This window comes from Streptomyces sp. NPDC055078 (genome assembly GCF_053607985.1).
Map to the genome: position 1 here is coordinate 1 of NZ_JBSGUP010000457.1, position 6,666 is coordinate 6,666.

The 6,666-nt window shown below is 72.9% G+C and carries 5 protein-coding genes; 1 reads left to right on the forward strand and 4 read right to left on the reverse strand.

The features are described from left to right. Positions 1-163 precede the first annotated feature (163 nt). The 4 genes from efeO to ACWF94_RS29195 form a co-directional block, all read right to left on the reverse strand. Entirely contained in the window at positions 164-1,300 is a 1,137-nt protein-coding gene (gene efeO, locus ACWF94_RS29180; RefSeq protein ID WP_453494918.1) for an iron uptake system protein EfeO, read from the reverse strand. A gap of 190 nt (positions 1,301-1,490) precedes the next feature. Beyond that, positions 1,491-2,321 carry a heme ABC transporter ATP-binding protein gene (locus tag ACWF94_RS29185; protein WP_453494921.1) on the reverse strand — a complete coding sequence of 277 codons (831 nt, stop codon included), beginning with the start codon at positions 2,319-2,321 and terminating at the stop codon, positions 1,491-1,493. Beyond that, complete coding sequence (locus ACWF94_RS29190; protein ID WP_453494924.1) at positions 2,318-3,688, reverse strand: FecCD family ABC transporter permease; 1,371 nt, start codon at positions 3,686-3,688, stop codon at positions 2,318-2,320. Before ACWF94_RS29190 ends, ACWF94_RS29185 begins: the two co-directional genes overlap by 4 nt. A 2-nt stretch (positions 3,689-3,690) precedes the next feature. Continuing rightward, entirely contained in the window at positions 3,691-4,734 is a 1,044-nt protein-coding gene (locus ACWF94_RS29195) for a heme/hemin ABC transporter substrate-binding protein (RefSeq protein WP_453494927.1), read from the reverse strand. A 309-nt stretch (positions 4,735-5,043) separates the two neighbouring features. Here ACWF94_RS29195 and ACWF94_RS29200 point away from each other — a divergent pair, with 309 nt between their 5' ends. Beyond that, positions 5,044-6,453, forward strand: coding sequence for an HtaA domain-containing protein (locus ACWF94_RS29200; protein WP_453494930.1), 1,410 nt, complete (start codon positions 5,044-5,046; stop codon positions 6,451-6,453). Positions 6,454-6,666: the final 213 nt, after the last annotated feature.

Sequence of the window (6,666 nt, forward strand, 5' to 3'; positions counted from 1 at the left end):
GTCCCGCCCTCGCCGCCGAGCGCGGCGGCGGTGCCCCCGGCAGCGGCGGCACCGAGCGCGAGCCCCGCGCCGCCCCAGCCGAGCAGAGCGCGCCGGGTCGGCCTGGGCCCGTCGGATGCGCGCCGGGTCGGCCGGGGCCCGTCGGTTCCGTGGTCGGCCATCGTCACTTCACCACCGCGGCGGCGAGCCTGGACAGCGGCTCGGCGAGCGCGTTGACCGCGTCGCTCAGCTCCTTGCGCTGCCCCTTGCCGACCTTGTCGTACGAGGTGAAGACATAGGTCGAGGTGCCCGCGCGGTACTTGTCGAGCAGGGTGTTCAGCGCGGTGAACTGCTTGTCCAACTCGGCGACGAGCCGGGCGTCGTTCTTGGCGGCGACCGGCTTGAGGAGTTCGTGGGAGCGCTGGGCGCCCTCGACATTGGCCTTGAAGTCGACGAGGTCGGTATGGCTGTAGCGCTCCTCCTCGCCGGTGACCTTGCCGGTGGCGACCTCGTCCAGCAGTTCCTTGGCGCCGTTGGCCATCGACGTCGGGGTGATCTCCGCCGTACCGACCCTCTTCCGCCAGTCGGCGAGATCCCTGGTGAGAGTGTCGGCGAGCGCCTTCTCCGCCGGGCCGATCCGCCCGTCCTGCCACAGCGCCTTCTCCAGCCGGTGCCAGCCGGTCCACTCCTGGCCCTTCTCCAGACCGTCCTCGCGGAGGTCGACCCTGGGGTCGATGTCCCCGAAGGACTCCGCGACCGGCTCGGTGCGCTCCCAGCCGATCCGGGAGCCGGCGTACGCCTTCTTCGCCGCCTCGACGTCACCGGCCCGTACCGCGTCCGTGAACACCTTCGCCTTCGGCAGCGTCTCATCGGCCTGCGCCTGGACATAGGCGCGGTACGCGGCGACAGCGGCGTCCATCTCGGGGCTGCGCACGACGGCGTCGCCGCCCGTGGCGGTGACCTGCTGCCGGATGCCGTCGCCCTTCATCCCGGGCTTGCAGGCGATGTCATACGTCCCGGCCTTCACCTCGGCGGTCAGCCCGGCCCTGGTGCCGGGGCCGATGTTCTCGCGCTCGGTGACGATCCGGTCGTCGGGGAAGAGGATGTACACCTCGGTGACCTTGGAGCCCTTGTTCTCGATGTCGAGCTGGACGTGCCCGGCCGGGAACTCCTTCTTCGACACCTCGCAGGAGTCGTCCTTCGCGATGACCCCGATGGCACCGTCGCCGTTCTTCGAGCCGGCCTTCTCGGCGCAGCCGGCCACGGCGGCGAGGGATGCCACCGCCGCTGCGGCGGCGACGGCGGACAGACGGATACGCATGGGGGGCTCCCAGAGGGAAGGAGGGGGGACGGTCACAGGGCCGCCGATGTGGGGTGAGGCGGACCTAACTTAATCGAGCCTTACTTCGCCGATACCCGTCCGTACCGTGATCTGGGCCTCAAAAACCGGGCCCGGGAAAGCGACGGTCACAGGGCGGCCATAACCGCCCCATGACCAGGTCAAGCAGCGGTCAAGGGGTGCGTTTGGGGAGGACCACGGGGGTGCCCGAGCGGGGGTGCGGGAAGACCTCGACCGGCTGCCGGTAGACCCGGCTGAGGAGGTCGTCGCCGAAGACCTCGGCGGGCACCCCGTCGGCCACGACCCGGCCCTCGCTCAGGACGGCGACCCGGTCCGCGTACGCGGCGGCGAGCCCGAGGTCGTGCAGGACGACGACGACCCCGTCCCCGGCGGCGGCGCGCTCCCGGCAGACCCGGAGCACCAGCTCCTGGTGGCGCAGATCGAGCGCGGCGGTCGGCTCGTCGAGGAGCAGCAGGGAGGTGCGCTGGGCGAGGACGCGGGCGAGGGCGACCCGGGCGCGCTCGCCGCCGGAGAGCGCGGAGAACGGACGCCCGGCGAACCCGGTGCTCTCCGTGGCCGCCATCGCCTCCGCCACGGCCTCGTCGTCCTCGGACTCCCGGGCGGTGCCCGCCCAGGGGGCCCGCCCCATCCGTACGACGTCCGCCACGGGGAAGGGGAAGGACAGTACGGCGGTCTGCGGCAGCACCGCCCGGCGCAGCGCGAGTTCGGCGGCCGTCCAGTCGGCGGCCGGGCGGCCGGCGACCCGTACGGAGCCCCGGTCGGCGGTGAGATCCGCGGCGAGCGCGCCGAACAGCGTGGACTTCCCCGCGCCATTGGGGCCGACCAGCGCGACCACCTCGCCCGCGCGCGCGGCCAGATCGATCCCGGAGAGCACCGCACGCCCGCCGAGCCGGACATGCAGCCCCCGGGCCTCGGCGAGGACGGTACCGGGGGATGGGCGGTCGGGCACCCGCCGCCCGCGGATACGGAACAGAGCCCTCACGCCCAGCCACCTTGCTTTCGACGGGTCCTGCGCAGCAGCCAGAAGAAGAACGGGCTGCCGAAGAGCGCGGTGAGCACCCCGAGCGGCAGCTCGGCGGGTTCGGCGACGGTACGCGCGGTGAGGTCACCGACCGCGAGCACCAGCGCACCGCCGAGCGCGGAGCCGGGGACCAGGAAGCGGTGTCCGGGGCCGTTCGCCATCCGCAGCAGATGCGGGACGAGCAGTCCGACGAAGGTGATGATCCCGGCGACGGCGACGGCCGCGGCGGTCAGCAGCGCGACGACGAGGACGAGGATGATACGGAGCCGTTCCACATCCACGCCCAGATGGCGGGCGGGCCGCTCCCCGAGGGCGAGCAGATCCAGTTTGCGGGCGTAGAAGGGCGCGATGAGCAGCCCGATGGCGGTGCACGGCAGCACGGCGAGCACCTTGGGCCAGGTCGCCTGGGAGAGCGAACCGAGCTGCCAGAACGTGATCTGGGTGATCTGCGCGTTGTCGGCGAAGAAGATGAACAGACCGATCAGGGCGCCCGCGAAGGCGTTCACCGCGATACCGGTGAGGATGAGCGTGACGACCTCGGTACGCCCGCCGGAGCGGGACAGGGCGTAGACGAGGAGCACGGTCGCGAGCCCCGAGACGAAGGCGAAGACGGTGACGGTCCAGTTGCCGAAGAAGCTCAGCCCGAGGGCGATCGAGGCGACCGCGCCGACCGCCGCGCCGGCGGAGATCCCGATGATCCCCGGCTCGGCGAGCGGATTGCCGAACACCCCCTGCATCAGGGCTCCGGCACAGCCCAGGGACGCCCCGACGAGCAGCGCGAGGACGACCCGTGGCAGCCGTACGTTCCACAGCACGCTCTCGCCGACCCGGTCGAGCGGCCGGCCGCCGAGCCCCAGCCGGTGCTGGGCCGAGGCGATGACATCGCCGACGGGGATGTCGTACGCGCCGTATCCGGCGGAGACGAGGGCGACCGCGAACAGCGCGCCGACGAGCCCGGCGGTCAGCAGGAAGGCGGTGGACCGCCGTGGTCCGGGCCGTGCGGGCGCAGGTGCCGGTGCCGGTGCGGGCCCAGGTCCGGGCCGTGCGGGTGCCGGTGCGGGCGCGGGCGGGTCCCCGGACTCAGGCGCGGGTCCGGGCGCGGTCCCGGGTCCGGAATCAGGTCCAGGTCCGGAATCAGGTCCGGGGGCCGGGGCGTCGGTGTCCCTGGCCGGTGATCCGGTAGGCGAGGTGGCGGAGGTGGCGGAGGTGGCGGAGGTGGCGGAGGCGGCGGAGGTGGCGGAGGTGGCGGAGGCGGTGGCAGGGGTAGCGGCGGTGGCGGGGGCCTCGTGGCCGCGTTCCGGCGGGCGGGGTTCCGTATCGGTCGCCATGGTCAGCGGCCGTCCGGGTAGAGCTGGTCCACGAGCGACGTGAGCACCTGGTCCGTACGCGGGCCGTAGTTCAGCATGACGCCGTCCTCGATCGACACCACCCGGCGGTCCATCCCGGCCGGGGTCTGCGCCACGCCCGGGATCTTCACCAGGCCGTCCACCCCGCCCACCGACTTCAGCCCCTTCGTCATCACCAGGATCGCGTCCGGCGCGGCCTTGGCGAGTGCCTCGCTGGTGATGGCCGTGAAGTCCTTCGTCAGCCCGGACTCCTTGCCAGCGTCCACCGCGCCCGCCGCCTCCAGCAGCGACGACGCCCCCGAGTCGCTGCCGCCGAGCAGATACACCGATGCCGTACCGCGCAGATACAGGAAGGCGACCCTGGGCTTCTTGCCCGACTCCGGCTCGGGGATGTCCTTCTGGACCGCCGCGATCCGGTCCTGGGTACGGGACTTCAGCTCGGTCCCGGACGCCCGCACCCCCAGGGCGGCGGCCACGGTGTCGATCCGGGTGCCCACGTCCGCCAGGCTCTTCGCCGTCTCCACCACCACCAGCGCGATCCCCGCGTCACGTATCTGCTGAATGGATTCGGCGGGCCCGGACGAGGTCTCGGCGAGGACGACCGTCGGCTTGAGCGAGAGGACGCTCTCCGCCGATACGTCGTGTCCCCGGGTCACCACCGGCAGTTTCCCGGCCTGTTCGAAGGTCGCGGTGACATCGCGGGCGACGACCCGCTCGCCGAGCCCGAGGGTGAACACGATCTCGTTCAGCGATCCCGACAGGGGGACGATGCGGTCGGCGGAGGCGACCGTGACCTTCCGGCCGTCCGCCGACGGGACGGTGACCGGCAGTCCGGGGTCGGGCGTCGTGGCCAGCGGCTCCACCCGGTCGGCGGCGGGGGCCGCCGCCTTCCCCTGCGCGGCGGCGGAGCCGTCCGGCGAGGAGTCACCGCCACCGCAGCCGGTGGCCGCCAGGGAGACGGCCAGCGCGAGCGCCGTGCCCATCATGCGCATCCTGCCCGCCTGCCGCACCGGCCGCGCTGATCGCATCGGCCGCACCGGCCGTACCCGTCGCGCCGAAGCCTGCGAGAGCGCCGAGAGCGCCGAGAGCCCAGAGAGCACCGAGAGCACCGTCCTGTCGTTCCGTGGCAAGTCAGTTGGGGTGGTTCCCCGAGGTCGTCCCCGGTGCCGGACCTGGCGAGGACCCGCGCCGGACCTGCGCCGGACCCGCACCGGACCTGCCTCGGACTCGCGCCGGAGGCCAAGACCGGAACGCATGGGGCTACCGGCACAGGCTGGACATAGCTTAGGTTAGCCTTACCTTGCTCTGCCAGACCGCCGCACCCCCGGAGGGAATCCATGCCGCCGTTCAGACCGGCACGCGCGCTCGCCGTCGCCCTTCTCGCGGCTCTGCTCGGAGCCCTGCTCCCGGCGGGAACCGCCCACGCGGCGGAGCGCACGGTGCAGGGCGGCAGACTCGACTGGGGGCTCAAGTCCTCCTTCCAGAAGTACGTCACCGGCCCCATCGCCAACGGCAACTACCGCCTCACCTCGGGAGCCGCCACCGTCGGCAGCGGCCAGTTCCGCTTCCACTCCGCCCAGGGCTCGTACGACCCGGGGACCGGGGCCTTCGAGGCGCGCTTCGCGGGCGGGGTCCACTTCACCGGCCACCGCAAGCCGGACGGCAGCCATGAGATGGACCTGACGATCAGCCGACCCACCGTCAGGATCGCGGGCGGCAGGGGCACACTCCATGTGGACATCGTGAGCAAGGCGCGGGGCACCGGCAAGGTCACCACCGCCGGCCAGGTCCCCTTCGCCACCCTGAACCTGGGCGGCATCGACATGAAGGGCGGCTCGGGCCCCGTCGCGCTCAACAACGTCCCCGCGACCCTGACTTCGCAGGGCGCGACCTCCTTCGCGGGCTTCTACTCCGCGGGCACCCCGCTCGACCCGATCAGCCTGAGCGTGGATCTCGCCGCCGCCGAGCAGAAGCCGTCGAAGCGGCCTCCGGCGAAGCCCTCCGAGCCGGCCGGGAAGAAGCCCGCTCCGCAGGCGGGCGCGGTCCGGGACGCGGCTGTCGACTGGGGTGTGCGCCGTACGTTCCGCGAGTACGTCACCGGCTCCATCGCGAAGGGCAAGTGGACCCTGACGGGCGGTGCGCAGGACGGCGGAGCCCTCTTCCGCTTCCCTCGGGGCAAGGGCACCTACGACCCCAAGGGGCAGACCCTCGACGCGGCCTTCGCCGGGACCGTCCGCTTCACCGGCGAGCAGCTCGACCTCACCCTCACCAGGGTCACCACCAGGGTGAAAGAGGGCAAGGGCACGCTGAGCGCCGATGTGACCAGCGCGGGCACCACCCGGCGAGCCGTACCCCTGATCACCTTCACCGCCGAGGACTTCACACCGAAGAACGGGCTCGCGGCCCTCACCGAGGCCCCCGCCACCCTCACGGCGGACGGCGCCACGGCATTCGGCTCGATGTACAAGGCGGGCACCGCCATGGACCCGGTCTCGCTCGCCGTGGCCGTGGACGACAAGGCCCGACTGCCCGCCCTGCCGGACCTCGGCAGCGGCGCGACGGCACCCTCGCCGCAGGAAACCGAGCGGAAGGCCGCCGCGCGGCCCGGGTCCGACGCGGCCCCGGCCGCCGACTCCAGCGACTCATCGTCCCCCACGGGGGTGTACATCGCCGTGGGCGCGGGAGTGCTCGTCGCCGCGGCCGTCGCCCTCTACGCCGTACGCCGTCGTCGTACGGCCCAGCGCTGAGTACCACCCAGGAACCGCGTACGACCCAAGCACCGCGTACGCACCGCGTACGGCCATGCACCGCGCACGGCCATGCACCACGCACCACCCAGCACGGAAACCGGAACCCCCGGAAAGCCAAGGAGACATCCCGCCATGCCAGCCACCCGCCGTCCCATAGCTCTCGCCGCCGCGGCGGCCACCGCGGCAGCCCTCGGCGCGACCGCCCTCGCC

Coding starts and splice junctions, on each gene's coding strand:
- efeO (WP_453494918.1), bottom strand. CDS start 1,300: ATGCGTATCCGTCTGTCCGCCGTCGCCGCCGCAGCGGCGGTGGCATCC.
- ACWF94_RS29190 (WP_453494924.1), bottom strand. CDS start 3,688: ATGGCGACCGATACGGAACCCCGCCCGCCGGAACGCGGCCACGAGGCC.
- ACWF94_RS29195 (WP_453494927.1), bottom strand. CDS start 4,734: ATGCGATCAGCGCGGCCGGTGCGGCAGGCGGGCAGGATGCGCATGATG.
- ACWF94_RS29200 (WP_453494930.1), top strand. CDS start 5,044: ATGCCGCCGTTCAGACCGGCACGCGCGCTCGCCGTCGCCCTTCTCGCG.